The 24201-nt window shown below is 67.0% G+C and carries 20 protein-coding genes and 2 tRNA genes; 9 read left to right on the top strand and 13 right to left on the bottom strand.

The window, feature by feature from the left end:
- The first annotated feature begins 306 nt into the window (after window positions 1–306).
- A complete protein-coding gene (locus NBRGI_RS27590; protein ID WP_081878256.1) occupies window positions 307–1011 on the top strand; it encodes a YoaK family protein in 705 nt (234 codons plus the stop codon).
- A gap of 52 nt (window positions 1012–1063) precedes the next feature.
- Window positions 1064–2260, top strand: coding sequence for a hypothetical protein (locus NBRGI_RS27585; RefSeq protein WP_051728071.1), 1197 nt, complete (start codon window positions 1064–1066; stop codon window positions 2258–2260).
- A gap of 12 nt (window positions 2261–2272) precedes the next feature.
- Here the strand turns inward: NBRGI_RS27585 and NBRGI_RS48230 are convergent, their stop codons facing one another.
- The 3 genes from NBRGI_RS48230 to NBRGI_RS27570 all read right to left on the bottom strand — a co-directional run bounded on the left by NBRGI_RS48230 (window position 2273) and on the right by NBRGI_RS27570 (window position 3340).
- Window positions 2273–2449 carry a DUF6374 family protein gene (locus tag NBRGI_RS48230; protein WP_156055146.1) on the bottom strand — a complete coding sequence of 59 codons (177 nt, stop codon included), beginning with the start codon at window positions 2447–2449 and terminating at the stop codon, window positions 2273–2275.
- Between the two features lie 55 nt (window positions 2450–2504).
- Window positions 2505–2612 carry a DLW-39 family protein gene (locus NBRGI_RS49250; RefSeq protein WP_014980838.1) on the bottom strand — a complete coding sequence of 36 codons (108 nt, stop codon included), beginning with the start codon at window positions 2610–2612 and terminating at the stop codon, window positions 2505–2507.
- 101 nt (window positions 2613–2713) lie between these two features.
- Complete coding sequence (locus tag NBRGI_RS27570) at window positions 2714–3340, bottom strand: winged helix-turn-helix transcriptional regulator (protein WP_029900119.1); 627 nt, start codon at window positions 3338–3340, stop codon at window positions 2714–2716.
- 36 nt (window positions 3341–3376) lie between these two features.
- Here NBRGI_RS27570 and NBRGI_RS27565 point away from each other — a divergent pair, with 36 nt between their 5' ends.
- Window positions 3377–4306, top strand: a complete 930-nt coding sequence (locus NBRGI_RS27565) for an alpha/beta fold hydrolase (RefSeq protein WP_370627853.1) — start codon at window positions 3377–3379, stop codon at window positions 4304–4306.
- Window positions 4307–4713: 407 nt separating this feature from the next.
- Here the strand turns inward: NBRGI_RS27565 and NBRGI_RS27560 are convergent.
- The 9 genes from NBRGI_RS27560 to dnaA all read right to left on the bottom strand — a co-directional run bounded on the left by NBRGI_RS27560 (window position 4714) and on the right by dnaA (window position 18096).
- A tRNA-Ala gene (locus NBRGI_RS27560) sits at window positions 4714–4786 on the bottom strand.
- Window positions 4787–5031: 245 nt separating this feature from the next.
- A tRNA-Ile gene (locus NBRGI_RS27555) sits at window positions 5032–5105 on the bottom strand.
- A gap of 174 nt (window positions 5106–5279) precedes the next feature.
- Complete coding sequence (locus NBRGI_RS27550) at window positions 5280–6497, bottom strand: DUF3566 domain-containing protein (protein ID WP_029900117.1); 1218 nt, start codon at window positions 6495–6497, stop codon at window positions 5280–5282.
- 39 nt (window positions 6498–6536) lie between these two features.
- The gene (gene gyrA, locus NBRGI_RS27545) at window positions 6537–9059 is read right to left on the bottom strand and encodes a DNA gyrase subunit A (protein ID WP_029900116.1); all 2523 of its coding nucleotides are present in this window, start codon (window positions 9057–9059) and stop codon (window positions 6537–6539) included.
- Window positions 9060–9129: 70 nt separating this feature from the next.
- A complete protein-coding gene (gene gyrB, locus NBRGI_RS27540; protein ID WP_029900115.1) occupies window positions 9130–11184 on the bottom strand; it encodes a DNA topoisomerase (ATP-hydrolyzing) subunit B in 2055 nt (684 codons plus the stop codon).
- Between the two features lie 547 nt (window positions 11185–11731).
- Window positions 11732–12298 carry a DUF721 family protein gene (locus NBRGI_RS27535; protein WP_370627851.1) on the bottom strand — a complete coding sequence of 189 codons (567 nt, stop codon included), beginning with the start codon at window positions 12296–12298 and terminating at the stop codon, window positions 11732–11734.
- A gap of 202 nt (window positions 12299–12500) precedes the next feature.
- Window positions 12501–13682, bottom strand: a complete 1182-nt coding sequence (recF, locus tag NBRGI_RS27530) for a DNA replication/repair protein RecF (protein ID WP_029900113.1) — start codon at window positions 13680–13682, stop codon at window positions 12501–12503.
- 288 nt (window positions 13683–13970) lie between these two features.
- A complete protein-coding gene (dnaN, locus tag NBRGI_RS27525) occupies window positions 13971–15146 on the bottom strand; it encodes a DNA polymerase III subunit beta (RefSeq protein WP_029900112.1) in 1176 nt (391 codons plus the stop codon).
- Window positions 15147–16101: 955 nt separating this feature from the next.
- Window positions 16102–18096, bottom strand: a complete 1995-nt coding sequence (dnaA, locus tag NBRGI_RS48780; protein WP_029900111.1) for a chromosomal replication initiator protein DnaA — start codon at window positions 18094–18096, stop codon at window positions 16102–16104.
- A 666-nt stretch (window positions 18097–18762) separates the two neighbouring features.
- Here dnaA and rpmH point away from each other — a divergent pair.
- The 6 genes from rpmH to rsmG all read left to right on the top strand — a co-directional run bounded on the left by rpmH (window position 18763) and on the right by rsmG (window position 22426).
- Window positions 18763–18906: a 50S ribosomal protein L34 gene (gene rpmH / locus NBRGI_RS27515; protein WP_005516618.1), complete on the top strand. Its 144-nt coding sequence runs from the start codon at window positions 18763–18765 to the stop codon at window positions 18904–18906.
- Between the two features lie 21 nt (window positions 18907–18927).
- A complete protein-coding gene (rnpA, locus tag NBRGI_RS27510) occupies window positions 18928–19359 on the top strand; it encodes a ribonuclease P protein component (protein ID WP_029900110.1) in 432 nt (143 codons plus the stop codon).
- Window positions 19356–19754 carry a membrane protein insertion efficiency factor YidD gene (yidD, locus tag NBRGI_RS27505; protein WP_029900109.1) on the top strand — a complete coding sequence of 133 codons (399 nt, stop codon included), beginning with the start codon at window positions 19356–19358 and terminating at the stop codon, window positions 19752–19754. Before rnpA ends, yidD begins: the two co-directional genes overlap by 4 nt.
- A gap of 4 nt (window positions 19755–19758) precedes the next feature.
- Entirely contained in the window at window positions 19759–20844 is a 1086-nt protein-coding gene (gene yidC, locus NBRGI_RS27500) for a membrane protein insertase YidC (RefSeq protein ID WP_029900108.1), read from the top strand.
- Between the two features lie 106 nt (window positions 20845–20950).
- Window positions 20951–21502: a Jag family protein gene (locus NBRGI_RS27495; protein WP_029900107.1), complete on the top strand. Its 552-nt coding sequence runs from the start codon at window positions 20951–20953 to the stop codon at window positions 21500–21502.
- 150 nt (window positions 21503–21652) lie between these two features.
- Window positions 21653–22426 (top strand): 16S rRNA (guanine(527)-N(7))-methyltransferase RsmG, encoded by a 774-nt coding sequence (gene rsmG, locus NBRGI_RS44305; RefSeq protein ID WP_081878253.1) that lies wholly within the window; start codon window positions 21653–21655, stop codon window positions 22424–22426.
- 114 nt (window positions 22427–22540) lie between these two features.
- On the opposite strand, the gene NBRGI_RS27485 is transcribed toward rsmG, so the two are convergent.
- Window positions 22541–23662 (bottom strand): FAD-dependent oxidoreductase, encoded by a 1122-nt coding sequence (locus NBRGI_RS27485; RefSeq protein WP_029900105.1) that lies wholly within the window; start codon window positions 23660–23662, stop codon window positions 22541–22543.
- Window positions 23663–24201 lie beyond the last annotated feature (539 nt).

The raw sequence follows: 24201 nt of genomic DNA, 5'->3' as shown, positions 1-24201 counted from the left end.
CTTGCGTGCTACCGGTCACACCGGCCGGTCGCCCGACGACGGGTGCACTGGCTGTCGTCGCTGTCTCCGACCGGCCTTCTTGGTTACTTCTTGTAACTGACAACATCATGCGTCACCGTCGGTGAACTCGGAAGACGGCACTTTCGCGACACTGGGTTACCGCCGGGATACCGATCGGCGCATTGAAAGCCACCGCACATCGCCGCGAGTGATCTCCCGGCAACTCGCCGCGCCGCAGCTGCGCACCCCGGCGCGGAGCAGGTATCACTGATGGGGACACATTCGCCTCTAAAAGGAGTCTGAGCTGTGCCTGAACCGAACGAAGAGCGTAGGCGGGCACTGTTCGACAACGAGGCCAGATTGTCCTGGGTACTGGCCGCGTTGGCCGGTTTGATCGGTGCCGCGGCGTTCATGCATACCGCGGGCTATTTCGTCACGTTCATGACCGGTAACACTGAGCGCGCCATCCTCGGGCACTTCCACGACCAGAAGGACACGGCGCTCGCGGCGGCCTGCCTGCTCGCGTCGTTCGTCGGCGGCGTGGTGGTCGCCTCCTGGTGCCGGCGGCACTTCTGGTCCGGGCACCCGCACGGCCCGACGCTGCTGACCACCTTCAGCCTGGCCACCGCCTCGATCATCGACCTGGCCCGCATCCAGAACGCACCCGATATCGACTTCGTGCCGATCCTGTTCGTCGCGTTCGGCGTCGGCGCGCTCAACACCTCGTTCGTGAAGGACGGCGAAGTGTCGGTGCCGCTCAGCTATGTCACCGGAACGCTGGTGAAGATGGCGCAGGGCATCGAACGCCACATCAGCGGCGGCGACTACGCGGACTGGCTCGGCTACTTCCTGCTGTATGTGAGTTTCGCGCTCGGCGCGCTGCTCGGTGGTCTGCTCAGCATGGTGGTCGCGGGTTGGGCGATGCTGATCACCGCCACCGCCGTGTGCCTGGTCGTAACCGGCTACACCTATCTGCACCTCGACCGGCACGGCCCGCTCTCCGCGGAGTGACCCCGGCGCTTTTCCCGTGCGACCGTCCGGAGACCGCGGTTATGGTGGCCGCGTGGAGAATCTCGGGAGCGATGCCGACCAGTTCGCGGCGCTCGTCTTGCAGCAGCTGACCGACGCGGGTGAGCAAGGGGCGGAATACGACCCGGAGGAGTTCGTCATCCGCCTGTCGAGCGGGTGGGAGCTCTTCCTGGGCAACATCTTCCGGGAAACGCACGACCTGCCCGAGGATGAACGCGCCACCCGGATCGCCCGCTTCATCGCCACCCCGACCGACTCCGCGGCGATACCCGGTTGGCCGCAGGTGCGGTCCTCGTTGCTGCCCATCCTGCGCTCGGAGACCTTCGGGATCGGCACCACCAGCGGCCACGACATGGTCCCGCTCACCCGTCCCGCCCTGCCGTTCCTGAACGAGCTGGTCGCGGTGGACCTGCCGAACTCGCGCTCCATCGTCAACGACGTGATGCTCGCGGAATGGGGTGTCGAGGACGCCGAGGTGTTCGCCGCCGCCCGCGAAAACCTCACGGCCAAGGTGGGTTCCGGCGGTTTCAAGGAATCGGGCGTGCTGTTCTTCGGCGACGACGGTGACGGCTACTGCACGTCCTGGCCGCTGATCCCCGGCTGGCTCGCCGGTTGCGGCGACGGCGAGCAGCGGCCGATCGCGTTCCTGCCCGACGTCGACACGTTGATCATCGCCCCCGACGCCGGCGACCTCGGTCCCCTCTACGAATACGTGGAGAAGCAGTACCGCGAGGCGGTCCGCCAGATCTCACCGCAGGGTTACACGGTCGACGACGACGGCGCCGTGATCCCGCTCGATCAATCGCCCCGCCACCAGCACCTGCCCTTCGTCCAACGGGCCCGCTGTGGTTTGGCGCTGACCGAGTACGAGGCCCAAGGACGCGTCCTGAACGAGCAACTCGACGTGCGCCTCGCCATCGAGACCGCCAACGGCGATATCGAGAGCGCCTACGTCGGTTCCGTCATGTACATCGGCGCCGACAGCGGGCCCTACACCGTCACCATCTGGGGTGAAGGGGTCGACTATTTCCTGCCGGAAGCCGATTACGTGATGTTCTGCGTCGAGGAGAACGGCGAGAAGTCGGTGCTGTTCACCGTCCCGTTCGCCACGGTCGTCGACATGGTCGGGCTCACCCCGATCCCCGATCTCGCGCCGCGCCGCTACGAGATCCGGCACTGGCCCGACGCCGAGGTCCGGGCCCGGCTGGCGGCCGCCGCGGTCGAGCTGTGAACCGGGCCGGGTTCAATCCCGGTCCCGCGTCAGCTCGGTGTAGACGCGTAACCCCTCGGCGATCTTTCCCGCCGCGTGCTCCAGCTGCTCGGGCGGGAGGTATTTACCGAAGGCCGCCGCGTCCAGCAGCTGTTCGCGAACCTGCTCGAGGTTGATCCTGGCTCGGTCCCGGCGCGAAAGTTGAGGCACCGTCCAGACCCTACCTCGAGTCGAACTCATGTTCGAGAGATCGAGCGGGTGGAAATCAGCGGGTGGTGACCTCGTGCCACATGTCCGCGTCGCTGCGCCGGCGCAACTTCGAGATACCGACGAGAACAGCGACCACAGCACCCACAACGACCAGAATCTTCATGCCTCTCACCCTACTGGTTGGTTCCGGCGCACGACCAGGTCCCGGCGCGTCGGCTACGCCGATTCCGTTCCGCCGGAACGATCTTGGTGTGGCTTGCGTCGTCAGGCGGCGAAGACCGCGCGGACGACGGACTCGTCGCCGTCGATCTCGACCAGCCCGAAGGTGCGCGCACCGTCCAGGGTGAGCGCGCCCGCGGCCAGACCGAGTACACCCGCCGGATCGGCGCGGACCGTGGCATCGAGGTCGCCGCCGTCATGTGACCCGATCTCGAAGCCGGTCGCCGTCGCACGGAGCTGGAAGAGCGAGCCGCCGATCTCGAGGCCGACCACCGCGGCGCGACGGTGCTCGACCCGAGTGGCGAGCAGGGCCGGAACGGCGAGGGCGAGCCACTCGGGACGGAAGGCGTCACCCTCGGCCCCGCGCACCATCAACGGGGTGGACCAGCGGATCAGTCCCTCGATCGGCTCCCGCAGCTCGGCGCCCCACGGCGTGAGGGCGTACTCGACCACATTGCTCGTGCCGGCCAGTCGCCGCTCGAGCACACCTGCGGTCTCGAGGTCGCGCAGCCGGTCGGCGAGCAGGTTGGTCGCGATGCCGGGCAGGCCCTCGATCAGGTCCCGATAACGCGCGGGGCCGAGCAGCAGCTGACGCACGATGAGCAGATTCCACCGATCGCCGACCACCTCCAGCGATCGGGCGAGCCCACAGTACTGACCGTAACTACGCATCCTGCCCTCTACTTGACTTTATAAAGTGCACTTGAAATGCTCAAGCATATCGCGGGGCCGAGCCGAGAGGGGGCCGCCATGGCCGAGATCACCGAGAGTGCGCGACCAGCATGGGTCGACGACAGTCTGTTCCCGTTCGAGAGCCGTTTCGTCCAGATCGACGGGCACACCGTGCATTACGTCGACGAGGGGTCAGGCCCGACTCTGCTACTCCTGCACGGCAATCCGACCTGGTCGTTCCTCTGGCGCGAGGTGATCCGCGCACTGCGCGACGATTTCCGGTGCATCGCCCTCGACTACCCGGGCTTCGGGTTGTCCACGGCCGCACCCGGTTACGGCTTCCTGCCCGAAGAACACGCCGATGTGGTCACCGCGTTCGTAGACACGCTCGACCTGAATCGGGTCACCCTGGTCGGTCAGGACTGGGGCGGACTGATCGGCCTGGCCACAGTGCAGCGGCGGCCCGGCGTCTTCGATCGGCTCGTGCTCGCCGACACCTGGGCTTGGCCGGTCAACGGCGTCTTCCACTTCGAGTACTTCTCGCGCATCTTCGGCGGCCCCCCGGGACGCTTGCTGGCTCGGCGCCTGAACTTCGTCGTCAACGTGTTCATTCCCCTGGGCCACAAGCGGCGCAAGCCGACAGCCGCCGAGATGGCCCACTACCGCCGGCCGATGAGCACTCCGGAGCGCCGCAAGGCCACCGCGGTCTTCCCGCGCAGCGTCCTGTCCAGCCGCGCCTTCTTCGCTGAACTGGAAGCGGGTCACGCGGATATCGCCCACCTGCCGACCCTGATCGTCTGGGGCGACGCCGACATCGCCTTCCGCCCGCAAGAACGCGAACGCCTGGAAGCCACCTTCCCCGACCACAAAACCGTCATCGTCAAGGGTGCCGGCACCTACGTAGAGTCCGACGCCCCCGAAGAGTTCATCACCGCATTCCGCGCCTGGACCGCGACGAACCCCTGATTTCCCCTGAACCGGCACACTTTTCGAAGGCCGACCGTCACCCGGTCAAGTCGCCTCATGTCACCACGACCGAGGACACCGAAATCCTGTGGCGACCTAGCGGCATCATTCGCCGACCGAGCGTCGACGCCTTTGACCAACCACGGCGGATCACCGACACGATCGCAAGTCCGGCAGGGCGAGCACCGGCGAACTACGCAAACGTCGATACCCGAAGCCCGAAGGGCGAGCACCCGCGAACCACGCAACCATCGGCACCCGAAGCCCGAAGGGCGAGCCCTCCCGGCGTGCACGTGGGAGGGGGTCCGGGGGCGAAGCCCGCCGGGCGGGGCGTGGGGGCTGCGCCCCCACAAAATACGCGGAACGAGAACGGCTCACGCCCTGTGTGAGCATGAGCCGCCTACGAGTGGAGCCTAGGGGAATCGAACCCCTAACCCCTGCCTTGCAAAGGCAGTGCTCTGCCAATTGAGCTAAGGCCCCGGATATCGCTCGCCGTGCGTGCGCGGCGATCGACCCCGCAACGGTACCTTCCCGCTGTCGGCACGGTCAAAACAGACGGTCGGGGTCGGGCAAGCCGCAGTAGCCATTCGAACGCAACCCCCGTTGGGGGTCCGGGGGCGAAGCCCGCCGGGCGGGGCGTGGGGGGTTGCACCCCCCACAAAAACACTCCGAAACGAACAAAGGCTCACGCTCTTCGTGAGCATGAGCCTGCCGTGAGTGGAGGGTGGGCCTAGGAGGACTTGAACCTCCGACCTCTTCGTTATCAGCGAAGCGCTCTAACCGCCTGAGCTATAGGCCCTTATCTTGTTGTAGCGCGTAGTTCGCGACAACGTGTAGAGAGTACACAACACCGCCCATGCCATCCAAAACGGCTGGTAGAAGCTCCGCGCAGGGCAGTTCGGGATGGCCACCGACGCAAACGGCCGGTGCTGCCCGAGCGAGGGCGGCACCGGCCGTTCGGCAAGACCGGGTTCTAGTCGGGGTCGGCCAGGGTTACCTGGATGCCGCCGACGAGATCACAGCACTGGTTGTAGATGAACGTGCCCACGGTGCCGAGTGCGGTGAACAGCACGACGTTGATCAGGCCGATGACGCCGGCGTAGCCGAAGACCGTGCCCGCGTCGATGAGGCCGACCGACCCGCTGTCCTGGGACACCATGTCGGTGAAGGTGTTGTTCAGCCGCTCCCACACGCCCATGCCTTCGAGCACGATGTAGAGCAGGCCGACCGCGAGCATCCACACGAAGAACATCGCGACGCTGATGACGAGCGAGATCTTCAGCGTGGACCACGGGTCGATGCGCCGGATCTGCACGGTGGCGCGCAGCGGCTCGCCGGTGGCGACAGCGGCGGCGACCGCGACGGGCACCGCGGGCGAGATCGGGGTCTGCGGGCCGGTGGTCTCGGGCGCCGACGGCGGCAGCGGGTGCCGGATCTCGGACAGGTCGGGCATGTCCTTGATCAGTTCGGGACGCGCGATGCTGCGGGTGGGTCCGTCGATGCCGACGGACTTCACCATCGCCGCTTCCTTGCGGGCCGCCTTGGCGGCGAGGTCCGCGGTGGTGCGCGCGTTGGTGACGCCACCGCCGAGACCGCCACCGCCACCGGAGCCGCTGGGGCGTCCGGTCACCGGTGCCTGGCCGGGCCGGTACAGGTTGGACTGCGGCTCCCGCTGCGGGAGTTGCGACCACCCTTCCTGGAACGACGATTGGCCACCGCCGTTGCCGCCGGACTGATCCCCGGACTCGGGTGCACCGGACTCAGAGTTGTTCATGCGGACAGTCTGGTCGAACGCTTCTTGGCCGCCTTGACCGGGCACCTGCTCGGGGCCGGACTGCTTGTTCGCGAAATCGCCTTGCTGGTCGCGCATTTCGCGGGGCTGTCCACCCTGCGGGCCGCCTGCCGACGGCCCGCTACCCTGCTGACCACCGGCTTGCGGACCGCCCGGCCGCGCACCGCCCGGCTGACCACCGTGCGGTTGCCCGCCCTGCTGGCCGCCCGGCGACTGCGCACCACCCGGTTGGCCGCCGTTCGGCGGGCCGCCATTGGGCTGCCCGCCGCCCTGCTGCCCGTTCTCTGCCGAGGAGACCGGCCGTGGGATCGGCCGCGGCGGAATCGGTGACGGTGCGATCCGCTCGGTCACACCGTTCGTCTGGTGCCGCTCGTCATTCGGCTGATTCGGAGTGGTCAATGGGAATCCTTAGATCCGTTCGTTGCCGCCGCTGTTGGTTTACTCAGAAGAACCGGTGTCGCTGTCGCCGCCGGCGTGCAGATCGGGATCGGGCTCGTCGGCATTGCGCGCGATAGCAAGCAACGTATCGCCCTCGCCGAGGTTCATCAATCGCACGCCCTTGGTCTGTCGTCCAGCCTTACGAACCTGCTTGGCCACTGTCCGGATGACACCACCACCGGAAGTGATCGCGTACAACTCATCCTCGTCCTCGACGATGAGCGCACCGACCAGGGTGCCACGCTTGGGGTCGTATTGGACGGTCAATACACCTTTACCGCCGCGACCCTGCGCCGTGTACTCCTCGATCGCAGTCCGCTTAGCGTAGCCGCCGGCGGTCGCGACCAGCAGGTATGTATCCGGCCGCACCACGTTCAGCGACAGGAGTTCATCCGAGGCGTTGAACCGCATGCCCTGCACGCCGGAGGTGGCCCGGCCCATCGGGCGCAGCGCCTCGTCGGTCGCGGAGAACCGGATCGACTGGCCGAGCGCCGAGACCAGCAGCAGGTCGTCGTCGGCCGAGCAGAGCACGGCGCCGACCAGTTCGTCTTCGTCACGCAGATTCACCGCGACGATGCCGCCACTGCGGTTGGAATCGAAGTCCGACAGCTTCGACTTCTTCACGAGGCCATTCTTGGTGGCGAGCACCAGGTACGGAGCGACTTCGTAGTTTTTGATCTGGATGATCTGGGCGATCTTCTCGTCCGGCTGGAAGGCGAGCAGGTTCGCCACGTGCTGGCCGCGCGCGGTGCGGTTGGCCTCGGGCAGCTCGTAGGCCTTGGCGCGGTAGACCCGGCCCTTGTTGGTGAAGAACAGCAACCAGTCGTGGGTCGAGGAGATGAAGAAGTGCTTGACCAGGTCGTCCTGCTTGAGCCCGGCGCCCTGCACGCCCTTGCCGCCGCGCTTCTGGCTGCGGTAGAGGTCGGTCTTGGTGCGCTTGGCGTAGCCGGTCTCGGTGATCGTGACGACCACGTCCTCGCGGGCGATCAGGTCCTCGTCGGCGACGTCGCCGTCGGCCGCGATGATCCGGGTGCGCCGGTCGTCGCCGTACTTCTCGACGATCTCGGCCAGCTCGTCGCGCACGATCGCGCGCTGACGTTCTTCCTTGGCGAGGATGTCCTTCAAGTCGGCGATCTCGAGCTCGATCTTGGCCAACTCGTCGATGATCTTCTGCCGCTCCAACGCCGAGAGGCGGCGCAGCTGCATGTCGAGGATCGCGGTGGCCTGGATCTCGTCGATGTCGAGCAACTGCATCAGGCCGGTGCGCGCGGTGTCGGTGTTGGCCGAGCGCCGGATCAGGGCGATGACCTCGTCGAGCGCGTCGAGCGCCTTGACCAGGCCGCGCAGGATGTGGGCCCGCTCCTCGGCCTTGCGCAGCAAGTACTTGGTGCGCCGGACGATGACGTCCAACTGATGCTTGACGTACAGCCGGATCATCTGGTCGAGCCGCAGCGTGCGCGGCACCCCGTCGACGATCGAGAGCATGTTGCAGCCGAAGCTGGTCTGCAGCTGGGTGTGCTTGTACAGGTTGTTCAGCACGACCTTGGCGACCGCGTCCCGCTTGACCGTGACCACGATCCGCATGCCCGCGCGGTCGGAGGACTCGTCGTGGATATCGGAGATGCCCGCGATCTTGCCGTCGCGCACCTGCTCGGCGATCGAGTTGATGAAGTTGTCCGTGTTGACCTGGTACGGCAACTCGGTGATGACCAGCGTGGTCCGGCCCTTGTTGTCTTCCTCGATCTCGACCACACCGCGCATCCGGACCGAGCCGCGGCCGGTGGTGTAGGCGTCGTGGATGCCCTGACTACCGACGATGAGTCCGTAGGTGGGGAAGTCCGGCCCCTTCACCCGCTCCATGCAGGCGGCCAGCGTCGACTCTTCGTCGGCGTCGTGGTTGTCCAGCGCCCAGTAGATCGCCTCGGCCAGTTCGGTGAGGTTGTGCGGCGGGATGTTGGTCGCCATGCCGACCGCGATGCCGTTGCTGCCGTTCATCAGCAGCGCGGGCACCCGGCTCGGCAGCACGGTCGGCTCCTGCGAGCGACCGTCGTAGTTCGGGATGAAATCGACCGTCTCGTGGTCGATTTCGCGCAGCATCTCCATTGCGAGCGGGGTCAGCCGGCACTCGGTGTAACGCATGGCGGCCGCGCCGTCGTTGCCGCGCGAGCCGAAGTTTCCCTGGCCGTCGACCAGCGGGTAGCGCAGCGACCACGGCTGCGCCATGCGCACGAGGGTGTCGTAGATCGACGCGTCACCGTGCGGGTGGTAGTTACCCATGGTCTCGGCGACCGGGCGCGCGGACTTCACGTAACCGCGGTCGGGCCGATATCCGTTGTCGTACATCGCGTACAGCACACGCCGGTGCACCGGCTTCAGGCCGTCGCGCACCTCGGGCAGCGCACGGCCGACGATCACGCTCATCGCGTAATCGATGTAGCTGTTCTGCATTTCCTGCTGGATGTCGACCGGGTCGATCCGGTCGCCGCCGGTGCCTCCGAACGGAGGCAGCGTCGTGTCGGTCATCAAGTCTCCTTAGCGGGCGGTGCGGTTGCGGTGCCGCGCGGGTGTGCACCCGGCGGGCGAGCGCACCGGCTTATACGTCGAGGAAGCGAACGTCCTTGGCATTACGGGTGATAAAGCTGCGGCGGGCCTCCACGTCCTCGCCCATCAGCACGCTGAACAGCTCGTCGGCCGCGGCCGCGTCGTCCAGGGTGACCAGCTTGAGCACGCGCACCGACGGGTCCATGGTGGTTTCCCACAGCTCCTTGGCGTTCATCTCGCCCAGACCCTTGTAGCGCTGCACGCCGTCGTCCTTGTTGATCTTCTTGCCCGCCGCGAGACCCGCCTCGAGCAGACCGTCGCGTTCCCGGTCGGAGTAGGCGAACTCGGGATCGGCACGCTGCCACTTGAGCTTGTACAGCGGCGGCTGGGCCAGGTACACGTGCCCCTGCTCGACCAACGGGCGCATGAACCGGAACAGCAGCGTGAGCAGCAGCGTCGCGATGTGCTGGCCGTCGACGTCGGCGTCGGCCATCAGCACGATCTTGTGATACCGCAGCTTGGCGATGTCGAACTCGTCGTGGATGCCGGTGCCGAAGGCGGTGATGATCGACTGCACCTCGTTGTTCTTGAGGACTCGGTCGATACGCGCCTTCTCGACGTTGATGATCTTTCCGCGCAGCGGCAGGATCGCCTGATACATCGAGTCGCGACCGGATTTGGCCGAGCCACCGGCGGAGTCGCCCTCGACGATGTAGATCTCGGACTTGCTCGGATCCTTGGACCGGCAGTCGGCCAGCTTGCCCGGCAGGCCGCCGAGATCGGTGGCGGACTTGCGGCGCACCAACTCTCGCGCCTTGCGCGCGGCGACCCGGGCCTGCGCGGAGGAGACCGCCTTGTTCACGATGGTCTTCGCGTCGGCCGGGTTGGCCTCGAACCAGTGCGTCAGGTGCTCGTTGCACGCCTTCTGCACGAACGACTTGACCTCGGTGTTGCCCAGCTTGGTCTTGGTCTGGCCCTCGAACTGCGGCTCGGAGACCTTCACGCTGACGATCGCGGCCAGGCCCTCGCGGATGTCGTCGCCGGTGAGGTTGCCGTCCTTCTCCTTGATCAGCTTCTTGTCTTTGGCGTACTTGTTGACCACCGTGGTCAGCGCCGCGCGGAAACCTTCCTCGTGGGTGCCGCCCTCGTGGGTGTTGATGGTGTTCGCGAAGGTGTGCACCGACTCCGAGTAGCCGGAGTTCCACTGCATGGCGACCTCGAGCTCGTGGCCGGTGCCCTTGCCGGTGAACCCGACGACGGAGTTGTGGATCGGCTGCTTGGTGCGGTTGATGTGGCGGACGAAGTCCTCCAGACCGCCCGGGTAGTGGTAGGTCCGCGTCTTGACCTTGTGCTCGACCGGCGCCGCCGCGGCATCGGCCTCGGCATGCTTGGGCGCCTCCGCGGTCTCGCTGACCACGTCGTCGGTGATCTCGGACTCGCTGACCCGCTCGTCGGTGAGGGTGATGGTGAGTCCCTTGTTCAGGAACGCCATCTCCTGCAGACGGCGCGCGACCGTCTCGAAGTTGTAGGTCGTGGTCTCGAAGATCTCCGGGTCGGCCCAGAACCGGATCGTGGTACCGGTCTGCTTGGACGCCTCGCCCTGCACCAGCTTGCCGGGGATCGAGTCCTTGTACGACTGGCTCCAGTGGTAACCGTCGCGGTCGATCTCCGCCTCCAGCCGGGAGGACAGCGCGTTCACCACGGAGATGCCGACGCCGTGCAGACCACCGGACACCGCGTAGGAGTCGGAGTCGAACTTGCCGCCGGCGTGCAGCTGGGTCATGACCACTTCGATGGTCGGGACGCCCTGGGCGTGCATCGCCACCGGGATACCGCGGCCATCGTCGACCACCTCGACGCCGCCATCGGCGAGCAGGGTCACCTCGACCTTGGACGCGTATCCGGCCATCGCCTCGTCGACCGAGTTGTCGACGACCTCCCAGATCAGGTGGTGCAGACCACGCTCACCGGTGGAGCCGATGTACATGCCGGGACGCTTGCGGACCGCCTCGAGTCCTTCGAGGACCGTAATGGACGAGGCGCCGTAATCCGCCTTGCCCGAGTTAGCGTTGGTCGAGCCCGATGCGTTGGAGTCGTTGGCAGCCACTGGTCGGTAGCTCTCCTTACTTGCTGATCCTCCTGGCGAGGCACTGCACAGCACACGGTGGTCCCTGGCCATTCCACTGGGGAAATGTGGGGCCACGCGAGCTGTACGGAACGCGCCGAAGGTGATCGCCGCTAGTTACGTCACCATCCTACTGGTACAGCCAACCTACAACGCACCTACGACACCCCTGACAGCTCCGTGAATGCGAGAAATCGGACCGCCGCGAGTCTGTTCCGCCTTTTAACGCTTTCGCTCGACTCTGGGAGCAATCGGGCGGTGCTCGCCCGGTACCCACCGAACCGCCCGTGGCGCCGCCTCGGCACACCGCCGGTTTCCGGGTCGGCGACGGTAGCCGACGGGTTACCGGTTCGGCGCGCGGCGGACCACCATACTGCGGAAACCCCCGGCTGAACCCGTGAGCGGGCGCGACAGGTGAAGCCTAGTCCGTACCGCCCCTGTTCGCCGGACTCGGCCAACTTCCGTCACATTGACGAAATCGGTTGTCCCGGCGCGCGATCCGGCCCCGTTTCACGTGGAACGCGGCGGGCTAACCGTAGGTGTCACGCGGGCCACGGCCCTTGATATGCCGCTCCCCCTTGCGCCAACTCGGCGCCGCAGGGCCGGTGATCTTCAGCGAGGTCACTACGCCGGGACCGACGGCGGCATTGATCTTCACCAGGATCTGGCTCTGCAACATGCGCAACTGCGTGGCCCAGGCGGTCGATTCGGCGGCGATGCTCAGCACGTTGTCCTTCAGGGTGATCGGCGTGGCGTGCGCGGCGATGTCCTCGCCGACCACCCCCGCCCAGCGCCCGAACACCATGCCCTCGGCGACCTTGGCCGACCAGCCGCGGCTCTTGGCCAGCGCGCCGGTCAGGGCCGCGAAAGTCTGTGGATCACGCTGATCCGGCCCCGCACCCGACCAGCCGGACCGGCGCCGGGTGCCGGCCCGGAGGCGGCGCTGCGGCGAGGAACGCCCCTGCCCGACGGATTTACCGCTCGCCTTCGCGGCCGCGCGGGCCTCCTCGAGCGCGCGCCTGGCCAGGTCGATCCCGCGTAACTCCGGCTCTGGACCTGCCGGTTCGGCGCCCGGCTGCTGCTGATCGGTCACCAAGGCTCCTCACGTTCTCGTCGGTCACGGCCTGAGTCACTCTACGACAGGGCACCGACGCAGACCGTGCGGCGAACAGCGTCGAGCGAACGCGGACGTTCCGGTCGGCGAGTTCTCCACAGGAACCTGTTGATAACAGGAAAACCTGTGCAGAAATTCGAATGTGTTTGCCTTTCGCGCGCCCACCGGGACACGAAAGTGCTTGTCACTGCGGCGGTGTGGCCGGTTCGCCGATCTGTGAGGTGCGCCCGTCCGGTCCGCCGTTCGTCTCCACCCGCAGCGGCACCGCGGCCAGCTCGGCCGGCACGTCCTCCGGCACCGCGGCCGTGATCAGCACCTGTTCCGCACCGGCCGCGACCGCGGCGAGCGCGGTACGCCGGCGCCGGTCCAGCTCGGCGAACACGTCGTCGAGCAGCAGCACCGGCTCGGATCCGTTGGCGCGCAACAGCTCGAACGCGGCGAGCCGCAGCGCCAACGCGTAGGACCAGGATTCCCCGTGGCTGGCGAACCCCTTGGCCGGTGCGCTGCCGAGATTGAGGTCGAGTTCGTCGCGGTGCGGGCCGACCAGGCACACACCACGTTCCAGCTCCCGGGGCCGGGCCGCCGCGAGTTCGCGCAGCAGCACCGCCTCCAGCGCTTCGGTGTCGTCGGGCTGGGGTTCCCTTGCGGGATCGAGGAATTCGGGCGGCAGGGCGGCACTGCGGTAACCGATTGTGGCGGGCCGGGATTCGGGCGCGATCGAGGCATACGACGTGGCGAGGTACGGATACAGCTCGTGCACCAGCTTCAGCCGGTGCGCCAGCAGCACCGACGCGTGGGTGGCCAGGTGCCCGTCCCACACGTCCAGCGTGCTCAGATCTGCTCTCGATCGGGCTTGCCGCCCAGCGGATTTCAGCAGCGCGGACCGCTGCCGCAGCACGCGATCGTAATCGCTGCGCACCGCGGCCAGCCGGGGCAGGCGGGTGGTGCACAACTCGTCCATGAACCGGCGGCGCTCGCCCGGGTCGCCCCGGACCAGGGCGAGATCCTCGGGCGCGAACAGCACGGTCTGCAGGATGCCGAGGATCTCGCGGGTGCGCCGGACCGGTGACCGGTTGATCTGGGCGCGATTGGCGGTGCCCTGGTTCAGCTCGACGTCGATGCGCAGTTCCCGGCCGGTGTTGACGACGGAGGCGCCGATCCTGGCCCGTTCGGTGCCGATCCTGATCAGCGGCGCGTCGGCGGCGACCCGATGCGACCCGAGGGTGGCCAGGTAACCGAGCGCCTCGATCAGGTTCGTCTTGCCGTTGCCGTTCGATCCCAAGAAAACCGTTCGGCCTGGGGATAATTCGAGTTCTGCATGATGCCAGGAACGGAAGTCACGCAGGGACAGCGTTCGAACGAACATCCGCTATCTGGCTCCTGCCTGCACGAGTTCGCCAGATTCGACCTGCGCGACCCGCATCGGCGCAGGTGCCGAGGTGTTTGCTGGCCATCCACAGCACTGCGTGAGCCTGTGGATGAATTGTGTCCTCGCCCACCCTCGGGCCGACGAATCCCGCAGTCGCGCTACCGGTTCGACAGCGCCTGGGGATGGCTGCGGATGATCGCAGCCGCGCAGGGCCGACCGTCGATGCCGCCGACAGAACTGGCGAACACAGACGGCCGAACCCGGTTCACGATCACGCACCTGCGCTCAGCCCGGCAGCCGGACCGGCATCAACAGGTAGATGTACGGGCTGTCCAGCGCCGCGAACGCACCCGAATCGAGGGCCTGCGGCTCCTCCTCGGAGGCTGGCAGCAGCACCGCGGGACGGCTGGGCGTGGTGAAGCCGAACGTCACCCGGTCGGCGTGCAACGCGGACAGGCCGTCGATGAGGTAGCCCGGGTTGAACGCGATGGTCAGGGATTCGCCGCGGAAATCGGCCTCCAGCCATTCCTCGGCGCGGCCCGCGTCGTCGCCGCCGGCGGACAGTTGCAGGCCCTCTGTGGAGAACTCCAGCCGCACCTGCGCACCCCGCTCGGCGACCAGGGCGACGCGTTTGATCGCTTCGGTCAGCACGGACACCTGGAGGGTGGCGATGGAGGTGTGTTCCTTCGGCAACAGCTGACGGAACTTGGGGAATTCCGCGTCGAGCAGCCGGGTGGTGGTGCGGCGGCCCGCGTTCACGATGCCGAGCAGGCCGTCCGAGCCCGCGCCGGTGCCCAGCGACAGCTGCACCGGGGCATCGGAGGCCCCGAGGGTCTTGGCGGCCTCGGACAGCGTCCTGGCCGGGATGAGCACCGCGGTCTCGATATCGGCGTTGGCGGGCTTCCACTCGATGTGGCGCACCGCGAGCCGGAAGCGGTCGGTGGCCGCGAGCACCACCTTGTCGCCCTCGATCTCGACGCGGATGCCGGTGAGCATGGGCAGCGTGTCGTCGCGGCCCGCGGCGACGGCGACCTGGCCGACCGCGCTCGCGAAGACATCCACACCGAGTTCACCGGTCTGCTGCGGGACCTCGGGAAGCTGGGGATAGTCCTCGACCGGCATGGTCGGCAGCGAGAACTTCGCGCTGCCACAGGAGATCAGCACCCGGGTGCCGTCGACGGACACGTCGACCGGCTTGTTCGACAACGCCTTGGTGATGTCGGCGAGCAGCCGGCCGGACACCAGGACCTCGCCGGGACCGGCGACCTCGGCCGCGACGCGCATCTGCGCGGAGACCTCGTAGTCGAAACCGGAGACGGTGAGCCCGCTGTCGTCGGCGACGAGCAGCACGCCGCCGAGCACCGGGACCGGAGGCCGGGACGGGAGGCTACGTGCCACCCAGGCAACGGATTCCGCGAAGTCCTCACGGGCGACCCGAAACTTCATGCTTGCAAGCTCCATCGCCCGATCAGTCCTCTCCCAGTTCCGTGAGCTGTTGTGCAGTGGCCGGACATTGGTCCCTCCAAGCCTTTCGGCTCGATCAGCGTTTGGTTCGCGAAGGGTGCTGGATCGGCCGCCATCAAAAGTGTGGCACAGGCGACCGACACCAAACCGTACCCGCGACTGCGCCCGTGGCCTAGTCCGACCCTCCGGGGGTCGGTGCGCTGTGTGTCGAGAACTTGTCGGTGGGTGCGAGTAGGAACTGTCGCGAAGAGGGTGTCGCAGATTCGGGCCGGCGAGCGATGCATAGGTGTGGGGCAGGGATTGGTCGATGAGGGCTCCACTCCCCTCCTCCTTGCCTGGGGACGGGAGCACTCCTGGACCGCAGCTCCCCAACCGACTTTCCACACAGCCTGTTTTCAAGAGAGTTCTTCTAGAAGAAGAACTGAAGTAGTAGTAGGCACTGTGGAATCTGTGCACTGACGCCGAATCTGCTGGTCAGCGGGCGTGGTGCCATGGGGATGACCGGTGCGTGTCTCGAGGATGAACGAGCGGCGTCTGTGGAGTTCCGAAGTTGTCCCACATTCATCCTCGAGTGCTCCTCGAGTTGTTCCACCGAATTCACCCGGTTGTTCACACGTGTGTACCGAGGGGTGGACAACTCGAGGATTCCTCGAGGACTCCACATGGACTCCTCGAGGAATCCACAACCCGGTGCGGGCCTCTTGGCTGGTCAGCCCCTGTGCGCAAGATCGGCTGGGGAAACTGTGGAGCGAGCCCTGTTAGCGGACGTCGCGACACCCATCCCCACACCTGTTAGCCGATCGGTGCACAAACCGGTGGATTCCTCGAGGACTCCACAAGGATTCCTCGAGGAATCCACAGGGCAAAAAAGTGCACCGCCCCTGGTCAGAGGCGGTGCACAGGTGTTAGTAGAACTCAGCGAGCCGATCCGGCCGACAGGGCTGTGGATACTTCAGCGGGAGCGTTGTTTGATCCGCGCGGTCAGCTCCTGCACCTGGTCGTAGACGCGGCGCCGCTCGGTCATTTCCTTGCGGACCTTCTTCTCCGCGTACATCACCGTGGTGTGGTCGCGGCCGAACGCCTGACCGATCTTGGGCAGCGAGAGGTCGGTCAGCTCGCGGCACAGGTACATGGCGATCTGGCGTGCCTGCGCGAGCGGACGGGCCTTGCCCGGGCCGGTCAGCTCCTCGAGCGTGGTGTTGAAGTACTCGGCGGTGACCGCCATGATCGTGGCCGCGTTGATCTCCAGCGCCGCGGTGTCGGGCATCAGGTCGCGCAGCACCACCTCGGCCAGCGGCAGATCCAGCGGCTGACCGTTCAGCGAGGCGAACGCGGTCACCCGGATGAGCGCGCCCTCCAGCTCACGGATGTTGCGCTCGACCCGGCTGGCGATCAGTTCCAGCACATCGTGCGGCACGTCGAGCCGGTCCATCCGGGCCTTCTTGCGCAGGATGGCGATGCGCGTCTCCAGTTCGGGCGGCTGCACATCGGTGATCAGGCCCCATTCGAACCGGGTCCGCAACCGCTCTTCCAGCGTGGCCAGCTGCTTGGGCGGGCGGTCGGAGGAGACGACGATCTGCTTGTTGGCGTTGTGCAGGGTGTTGAAGGTGTGGAAGAACTCCTCCTGGATGCCTTCCTTGCCCTCGATGAACTGGATGTCGTCGACCAGCAGGATGTCGGTCTCGCGGTAGCGGCGCTTGAACGCCACCTTGCGGTCGTCGCGCAGGCTGTTGATGAAGTCGTTGGTGAACTCTTCGGTCGAGACGTACTTCACCCGCATGCCGGGAAACAGGCGCTGGGCGTAGTGACCTGCCGCGTGTAGTAGGTGCGTCTTCCCCAAACCCGAAGCGCCCCAGACGAACAGCGGGTTGTAGGCACGGGCCGGCGCCTCCGCGATGGCGACCGCGGCGGCGTGCGCGAACCGGTTGGACGCGCCGATGACGAACGTTTCGAAGGTGTACTTCGCGTTGAGGCTGGCCGACGACGTGGCGGGCGCCGAGGTCTCCTGGGACTTGGTGAAGTAGGTCGGCCAGGAGTTGCGCACGTTGACCACGGGCTCGTCGTCGTGCTCCGGGCGGGGGTTGTCGGATTCGCGCACCGACTCGTGCGCGGCCGCCAGGCCGGAATCCTCGGCCGGTGCCGCCTCCCGCACCGGCGCGCGCACCGGTCCGCGCATCGTGGCGGGACCGGGATCAGGGGTGAACAGCGACTCCTGGCCGGGCGGGATGGACTCGCGCCGCGGCGGCAGTCCCGGTTCGCGGCGGGCGGCGGGCGCGGGTTCGCGCCGCGGCGGCAACTCGGTGTGTGCCGGGTAGTCGTCCTGGCCCTGGTAGTCGTCGCGGGGATAGTCCGGCCGGTCGTACTCGGCGGCGGGCGGATACTCGGGCGCGTACTCGGCGTCGGAGTACGTGTCGGCGCCCGCGTACTCGGGGGCGTAATCGTTCGGCTGGGCGTAGCGCGGGGCCGGGTAGTCGTCGCGTCCCTGATACTCGGTGCCCGGGTAGCCCGGTTGAGGATGCCCGTTTTCCCGGGGGCCGTTGTCCCTGCGTCCGTTGTCGAGCGGACCGTTGTCTCGGGGACCGTTGTCCCTGGCCCGTTCGGGCCGGCTCGTCATCCTGGCGTGGCGGGGGTTGCTGCTCGCGCGGTCGGCGGCCGGGGCGGTCGGCGCGGCGATGCGCACGCCGAGCCCTTCCACCTGCGGGCCGAGTCGCCGGGCCAGCGATCGCAGGATCGGTTCGCGCAGATCGCGTTCGATGGCTTCCTGAGCCAGCGAGGAAGGTACCGAGAGCAGGGCGAAGCCCTGCGCCACCGTCAGCGGCTTGACCAGTTTCAGCCAGGCCTGCTGGGCTCGGGTCACCGGCGGAATGGCGCCGTCCGGTGAGCCGGTGGTCAGCTCGGCAACTACCTCGGGCCACACCGTGGCCAACACGTTCTGCTCGTCGTCCATGCAGTTTCCTCCCCGGAAGTAGGTCGATAGGAGCAGACGGCCGGGGCACGCGGGGAGGTGATGGCGACGACCATGCTCGGGTCGGTACCGTGATCCTGCGTACGTCCGTAACCGGTTCGGACGCTGCCCAGATCCCCATTCCGGGCGGCGGCGTGGCACCGTCGGCCCTACGAATATGCCACTCCAGGGGTCTTTCCACACAATTATCCACAGATGTGGAGAACCCTGGGGAGTTGTGAAATGCGCTTGCGTGGCCGCTAGATAAGGCGTTGACCAGCGGTTCTGTAGCTAACGATGAGCAACATAGCTGGTGGCCGGGCTCGGGCGTGGCTAGGGGTGTGGACGAACTCACGGTGATACTCACAGGCCTGGGCAGTGATGTGCACAGCGCTCGATTCCGGTCGTGCGGGGTTTGTGCTGGTCGTGTGGACGGCCGCGGCGGGGTGGGCCGAGTTTGACCCGTTCGGAGCCGATCAGTACCCTCGTACAGTCACCCTTTGGTGCGGTGGCGGTCTTGTGCTGACCGCGGGTAGGTCGATATCGACCGACTGTGCGCCAAGACCGACGCGCCGATGATGACCGGACCTGTGATTCATCGCGAATACCTGTATCACCGAAAAAGCTTCGGGTACCGACTGGTGCCCACTGACTCGAGGAGTGTTGACCGTGGCCAAGGGCAAGCGGACGTTCCAGCCGAACAACCGTCGTCGGGCGCGCGTCCACGGCTTCCGTCTCCGGATGCGCACCCGTGCCGGTCGCGCCATCGTTTCGGCGCGCCGCCGCAAGGGCCGCGCCGAACTCACTGCCTGATCCTCGCTCGCGGACGCTCGGGTGTTGCCTGAGCCGTATCGGTTGCATCATCGTGCCGACTTCTCCCGGACGGTGCGCCGCGGCCAGCGAATCGGGAGGCGCGACCTGGTCGTGCACGTCTATACCCACTCCGGCCAAGGTTCCGTGCTGACGCACGGGTATGACGGAGTGGTGGACATGACTGATGAACGCCATGGTGATCCGGCCGGAGTGTCGATCCGCGTCGGTGGACCACGCTTCGGGTTGATCGTCAGCAAGGCGGTGGGCAACGCGGTGATTCGACACCGCGTCGCCCGCCGCCTGCGTCATATGTGCCACCAGATGATCTCGGAGTTGCCCAGCGACACCGATGTCGTCATCCGCGCCTTGCCCGGTGCGGCGAATGCTTCTTCGGCGGAACTGCTGCGCCAGATGCGCGCCGCGCTGCGCAAACTCGGGGTCGGCACGGTATGAGCCGCACCGCCACGATCGGCCGGCTACCGGCGAACGCGCTGATCTTCCTGATCGAGTTGTATCGGACCTACGTCTCCCCCACCCGCATGCCGGTGTGCCGTTTCACCCCGACCTGCAGCGAGTACGCGGTCACCGCGTTACGGACGCGCGGGCTGTTCATCGGCCTCGGATTGGCGGCCGTGCGACTGGCCAAATGTGCGCCCTGGCACCCTGGTGGGTGGGACCCGGTTCCGGAGCGGAAGCGAAGCACCGTTCGCACCGCACCAGGAACCGAGGCAGCCACCGATCCGGCGTCGCAGGGAACCGACCTGCAGACCGGCTCGGTGTCGGAGCCGAACGCTTGGAAAGGATCACCGCGCGCGGTGATCGGCGATACGAACGACGGGAGTGCATAGAGCCGTGCTCGACTTCATTTATTATCCGGTGTCCTGGATCTTGTGGTTCTGGCATCGGGTTTTCGCGTTGGTGCCCGGTCTCGGTAAAGACAGCGGCATCGCCTGGGCACTGGCCGTCGTGTTCCTCGTGTTCACGCTGCGTGTGCTGCTCTACAAGCCGTTCGTGAAGCAGGTCCGCACCACCAAACAGATGCAGGAACTGCAGCCGCAGATCAAAGAGCTGCAGAAGAAGTACAAGAACGACCGCCAGAAGATGGCCGTCGAGATGCAGAAGCTGCAGAAGGACCACGGCTTCAACCCGCTGATGGGCTGCCTGCCGATCCTGGCCCAGGTGCCGGTGTTCCTCGGCCTGTTCCACGTGCTGCGTTCGTTCAACCGGACCGGTCACGGCTTCGGCCAGCTGGGCATGTCGATCGCGGAGAACGCGAACACGCCGAACTACGTGTTCAACGCCGCCGATGTGCAGTCGTTCCTGAGCGCCCGTATCTTCGGCGCGCCGATCTCGGCCTTCATCACCATCCCGAACACCGAGCTGCAGGCCTTCGCCATCCACGGACTCGGCCTGCCGAGCAAGCTGAACATCGCGCTCGTCGCCATCCCGCTGATGATAATCGCCGGTCTCGCAACGCATTTCAACGCGCGTGCGTCGGTCGCGCGGCAGACGCCGGAGGCGGCGGCGAACCCGCAGGCCGCGATGATGAACAAGCTCGCGCTCTGGGTCTTCCCGCTCGGTGTGCTCGTCGGTGGCCCGTTCCTGCCGATCGCCATCCTCCTGTACTGGGTCTCCAACAACATCTGGACCTACGGGCAGCAGCACCTCGTCTTCGGCCGCATGGAGAAGGAAGAGGAAGAGAAGAAGCTGGCCAAGCTGGAACAGCGGGCACAGAACGCGCCCAAGCCGGGGGCCAAGCCGGTCAATGTGAAGAAGAAGCCGAGTCCGGGGGCGGACTCCGTCGAGGATGCTGTCGAGGGTGCGCCGTCGACCAACGGCACCGCGAAGACCCCAAGCAAGGCTGCGGGTCAGCGTCGGCCGGGCGGTCAGAAGCGTCCGGGCAACCGCGGCCGGGCGAACCAGAAGCGCAGACGCTGATCACACTTCGGTGGCCGGGCGGCCACCACGCTGAGCAACCCTTTGATCGCGCACCGTCCGGCGGCGAGCGCCCGGCGAGCGTGATGAGCAGATGAAGGAAACCCAAATGACAGTTGAGACCGACGGAGGGGACGCCACAGTGGCGACGACGATGGTGAACGCCGGAACGGACGCCGACGATGTCGTGAACGACGCGGAGGAAGCCCTCATCGAAGAGGGCGAGATCGCGGGCGACTACCTGGAGCAGTTGCTCGACGTGCTCGACTTCGACGGGGATATCGATCTCGACGTCGAGGGTGACCGTGCCATCGTCAGCATCGACGGCGGCCGCGATCTGTCGAAGCTGGTCGGTCGCAACGGTGAAGTGCTGGACGCGCTGCAGGAGCTGACCCGGCTCGCCGTGCAGCAGGCGACCGGCGTGCGCAGCAGGCTCATGCTGGACGTGGCCGGCTGGCGCGCCAAGCGCCGGGAAGACCTGAGCGCGCTCGGCACCGCCGCCGCGCAGCGTGTGCTGGAATCGGGTGCGCCGGAGTCGCTCGCGCCGATGACCCCGTTCGAGCGCAAGATCGTGCACGACGCGGTGGCGGCGATCGAGGGCGTCGAGAGCGAGAGCGAAGGCGTCGAGCCGAACCGGCACGTGGTCGTCGTTCCGTCCTGAGCGAAGCCGTGCGCCGTTGGCCGGATATCGTTAGGGGACGGCGTATTTCGTCACTCTGACGGTAGCGGTGGGATAGGGCCTCTGGTCTTCGGATCGGGGGCCTTGTTCATGTCCGGCATCCCTGTTTATCTCCCTGACGAGTTCGGAAGGATGTTTCACGTGGAACGAGATCTCGGTGGAACCACCGCGTTGCCTGCCGAGCTGGAACCACCCGCGGCCGCCGCGGTCGTGTTCGGCGACCGACTCGATCTCGCCCGGCAGTATTGCGCGGCGCTCGCCACCGCGGGGGTGGAGCGCGGTCTGATCGGTCCGCGCGAGGTGCCTCGCCTCTGGGATCGGCACATCCTCAACTGCGCGGTGATCGGTGAACTGATCGCCGAAGGCGCGTCCGTGGTGGATATCGGCAGCGGTGCCGGGCTGCCCGGTATACCGCTCGCGATCGCGCGCCCGGACCTGCGCATCACCCTGGTCGAACCGCTGCTGCGGCGCACCATCTTCCTCAGCGAATTCATCGACGCGGCCGGACTCGACGTCACTGTCGTCCGCGGCCGCGCCGAACAGTCCGGCGTTATGAAAGAAGCCGGCGGCGCCGACGTCGTCACCTCCCGCGCCGTCGCCCCGCTCGCCAAACTCACCCAGTGGTCCTTCCCGCTGCTGCGCGACCACGGCCACATGCTCGCCCTCAAAGGCGTCAGCGCCGCCGAAGAACTCGAGCGCGACGCCGCCGCTCTGGACCGCATCGGCGCCGGCAACACCCAAGTCCTCGCCTGCGGCGCCGGACTCGTCTCCACCCCCACCCTCGTCATCAGTGCCGAACGCCTCCCCCGCGCCGAACGCCGCAGCGAACACGCCGCCGCCCGGAAAGAAGCCCGGGCGGCGAAGCGCGCGGACGGGGTGCGCGGGCGCACACGTAAAGGGAAGTAGGGCAGTTGGGTCGTGGGCTCTCACAGGGGGTTGTGCACTGCCTGGCCTCGTGTTGTCGAGGGCTCCCGCATCGTCGGCGCAGCGGAGCATGGCCTGCGAACTGTCACGTGACCCTCAGGGGTGGTCGAACAGCATGACCACGCTCTGCGGTGCTTCTCGGCCGAAGAAGGTCTCCAGGTTCTGTGCCGAGCGGTTGGCGGCGTCGCCACTACGCGGGAACAGTCGCTCCTCGTACGCTTCGAGCGCGTCCTCGGTATCGAGTCCCGTGACCAGCTTGCTCGCGAGGTCCGCGCCGTCATACATGGCGAGGTTCGCGCCCACGCCGGCGAACGGCGACATCAGATGCGCGGCGTCGCCGACGAGCGTCACCCCGGGCACCCTTTCCCAGTCGAGCCCGACCGGGAGTGCATAGATGGGGCGAAGCCACGGCTGCGCGTCGCTCTCTGTCACGAAGGCGGTGAGCAGTGGCGACCAGTCGTCGAACTCGTCGGCCACGCGGCGGAGGCCGGCGGACGGGTCACCGAAGTCGATCGACTTCATCCAGTCCTCTGGCTTGTTCAGCGCCACATAGCCCCGCACATTCCCGTCGGCATAGCGATGGGCGATGATGCCTCGGCCCGGTGCGACCGCCATCAGCGTGCCGCTGCCGATCGCGGCCACGCTCTCCCGGCAGTGCTCGTTGGCTGCGGCTAGGGCGATCTCGATGAAGCAGGTTCCGCTGTAGCGCGGTTCCGCGGAGGTGAGCAGCGGGCGCACCTTCGACCAGGCACCGTCCGCGCCGACCACGATGTCGGCGCGTGCGGTGGAACCCGTCGCGAAGGTGAGGTCGTATCCGCCTGCCGCAAGCGGCCGCACTGAGTCGAGCTTGTGGCCCCACCTGATCGTCCCGGGCGTCAGCGAGTCGATGAACAGTTGCCGTAGTTCGCCACGATCCACTTCCGGACGCGCCGTACCGGGATCCGCCGGCTTGTCGAACAGGATCGTGCCGTGGAGGTCGACCACACGCTTGGCGTCCTCGCCCGGGCGGATCAGAGAGCGGAACTCGTCGTACAGACCGGCGGCCTGCAGCGCCACCTGTCCGGTGTCCTCATGGATGTCGAGCAGGCCGCCTTGCGTACGGGCCTGCGCCGAAGCCTCCCCCTCATAGATCGTCGCGTCGACGCCGTGCACCTGCAGCACCCGCGCGAGCGTCAGCCCGCCCAACCCTGCTCCGACAATGGCGATGGTCTTCCGCATACCGCGCTCCTCCGTTGCGCCGACCCGCGTCGGCGATGGTCAGTGCTGGGCGCAAACAGAATGTCCGGCCTCAGCAAGGAGACGCTCAACGACCCTTTGGATCGTTGTATGCGCGACGCGCGGCGAAGAACTTGCCAGCACATCGTTTTTCGCGACCTCGCCACTATAACTCGGTCATCCGCCTCCTGGCATCGGACGCCGCCCGCGCTGCGACGCACCTCACCTCGGCGGGTTCGTCCGGGTCGCCGGTTGTCTGTACCCCGATGACGTGACCGGCATAAGGGATCTAGGCACGACGAAGCCGTTTCGATTCGAGGGTCGTGGCACCGCTCTTGACCGAGGTGCCGAGATCGGGTGCGTCGCTCTCGTCAGCAGGGTTACTCGATCCTGCTCGTGCCCGACTTACCCGCGCCCGCAGCCATGCTCGCGGCTGCTGCGGAGCTGACCGACCTGCGGGCGGGGTTGAGGGCACGGCTAGTTTCGCCCCCCGGTCGCCTCGATGGGCCGGCTGGTGCGACGTGCGGGACGGCCTCGACGAG

The sequence above is a fragment of the Nocardia brasiliensis IFM 10847 genome (assembly GCF_000710915.1).
Classification (GTDB): domain Bacteria; phylum Actinomycetota; class Actinomycetes; order Mycobacteriales; family Mycobacteriaceae; genus Nocardia; species Nocardia brasiliensis_A.
The sequence above is the reverse complement of the archived record's forward strand: the minus strand, read 5'-3'. Positions and strand labels throughout refer to the sequence as shown.

Coding starts and splice junctions, on each gene's coding strand:
- NBRGI_RS49250 (WP_014980838.1), bottom strand. CDS start 2,612: ATGAAGATTCTGGTCGTTGTGGGTGCTGTGGTCGCTGTTCTCGTCGGT.
- NBRGI_RS27570 (WP_029900119.1), bottom strand. CDS start 3,340: ATGCGTAGTTACGGTCAGTACTGTGGGCTCGCCCGATCGCTGGAGGTG.
- NBRGI_RS27565 (WP_370627853.1), top strand. CDS start 3,377: ATGCTCAAGCATATCGCGGGGCCGAGCCGAGAGGGGGCCGCCATGGCC.
- gyrA (WP_029900116.1), bottom strand. CDS start 9,059: ATGACCGACACGACGCTGCCTCCGTTCGGAGGCACCGGCGGCGACCGG.
- recF (WP_029900113.1), bottom strand. CDS start 13,682: ATGTTCGTTCGAACGCTGTCCCTGCGTGACTTCCGTTCCTGGCATCAT.
- dnaN (WP_029900112.1), bottom strand. CDS start 15,146: ATGGAGCTTGCAAGCATGAAGTTTCGGGTCGCCCGTGAGGACTTCGCG.
- dnaA (WP_029900111.1), bottom strand. CDS start 18,096: ATGGACGACGAGCAGAACGTGTTGGCCACGGTGTGGCCCGAGGTAGTT.
- yidD (WP_029900109.1), top strand. CDS start 19,356: ATGAGCCGCACCGCCACGATCGGCCGGCTACCGGCGAACGCGCTGATC.
- NBRGI_RS27495 (WP_029900107.1), top strand. CDS start 20,951: ATGACAGTTGAGACCGACGGAGGGGACGCCACAGTGGCGACGACGATG.
- rsmG (WP_081878253.1), top strand. CDS start 21,653: ATGTTTCACGTGGAACGAGATCTCGGTGGAACCACCGCGTTGCCTGCC.
- NBRGI_RS27485 (WP_029900105.1), bottom strand. CDS start 23,662: ATGCGGAAGACCATCGCCATTGTCGGAGCAGGGTTGGGCGGGCTGACG.